The sequence below is a fragment of the Microcoleus sp. AT3-D2 genome (assembly GCF_036705715.1).
Taxonomy (GTDB): domain Bacteria; phylum Cyanobacteriota; class Cyanobacteriia; order Cyanobacteriales; family Microcoleaceae; genus Microcoleus.
Window position 1 is genome coordinate 1 of sequence record NZ_JAUBVE010000195.1, and the last position, 1,508, is coordinate 1,508.

The 1,508-nt window shown below is 44.3% G+C and carries 1 protein-coding gene and 1 pseudogene; both read right to left on the reverse strand.

The features are described from left to right. Positions 1-168: 168 nt before the first annotated feature. Positions 169-639, reverse strand: coding sequence for a hypothetical protein (locus tag QUB44_RS30835; protein ID WP_333373716.1), 471 nt, complete (start codon positions 637-639; stop codon positions 169-171). Then, positions 521-1,225: pseudogene (locus tag QUB44_RS31375) on the reverse strand (transposase); the annotation flags it as partial. The gene QUB44_RS30835 and the pseudogene QUB44_RS31375, both read right to left, overlap by 119 nt. Positions 1,226-1,508 lie beyond the last annotated feature (283 nt).

Genomic DNA, 1,508 nt, shown 5'->3' on the forward strand with positions numbered 1-1,508 from the left:
AGCTTCATCAATTAATGACAGAAATATTTGAGCGACTGCTGCATTATTATTGCCAGGAAGTCCCAGCACTTTCTTAACTGTAGTTTAAACTAAAAAATGATTGCAGCTAAAAGTAGCCACCTTTGAATATCCGGCAAGCTGTTACTCAAAAACTCAAGAGGGAGAAGATTAAATAACTAATCTTGAATACTTTTTGCGTCGAGAAACCCGTTTTTTCACAGTGGGATAGCACGGTGCCTTGGTACGTACCTTTCCTTTTTCCCAGCCGGGGGATTTTCCCCTCTGTTTGGGCATTTTTGCGGGAGTACCAATGTCAACTAAAACCGACAACATTGATTGGGCAACACGTCCAGCGGTTAAATTAATCGTAGCAGATTGCCAAGGTAATACATTCTCAACCACTAAATCCCTAGCTAGCCAGAGTTGCCAACTCATCAATGGCATTAAATCACTCCACCGCTCGGATTGTTCGGGAGTTCTCAAGTTAGGCAAAGTCCAATGCAATCGTTGCTTGACAAATCTATACCAATGATCCACTCCAAAACGTCGTAAATATTTGAACCAGACTGTTTCTAAGGGTAGAGTTCGTTCTCCCACCCAAGCCAACCATAAGGGTGGAAACGGCTGACCATTTGACATGGGCTTCATTCTTAAGGGCGAGGATTAAATTGACTCTTTGTCCAGGGGCACGATAGAAATGTAAGTCAAGCCATTGCCTGACTCGGACTTGTCCCAAGCCTGGATGTTCGTCAATTTCAATCACAGTATCCGTTTGGAGCCATGTGGTTGGGTCGCCCGGTCTCATTTTCGGCCCATGTTTCCGTGGCCTACCGCGACCACTATAGGCTGGTGGTGCTGACCACAAACAGGCATTCCTTCGGACTCTCATTAAACAATCAGCTTGAATATCTGCTATCGCCAGTACCCAATTTGCATTCCCATATTCTCTCGCTAAAACTGCTAAGACTGGATTGATGCTCTGTTCACAGAAAAGTTTGAGTTGGGAAGCTGCTTGAAGTATGGGTGAAGACCCACTACTAATTCTTTCATGGAGCAGGGGTAATGCCCAACTTCCTTGTGCTTCTGGTATCCACGCAATTGTACTGTACCCCTGTCCAACAATTACGCCATTCTGATATTCATGGGTTCTCTCTTTTAAGGTTTTGGCATCGGGTCTCGCCCATGCAGTGTGGTCAATTGCCACTAATATATGTTCTGTTGCGGGTACTTGCTGTTCTAATTCCTCAAGGGTACAGCATCATCAGTTTTTTCCGGTCTGGCCTACAGTCTTGCAATGCTTCGTAAATACGCTTGCCATTGACGATTGAATAGCGGGCTGAGTGAAAATTCTGCCAAACAGGCCGCATTCGGGCGTGGTCATCACTGCATCCATCAGCTCGAATGTGGCATCTTTCGCGAGTACCAATAATTCGTAAGTAGTTAGACAGAATTAATTACACAAATACATAGTAGAATGATATTCCAGGCAAAATTATGAGTTAATTAGA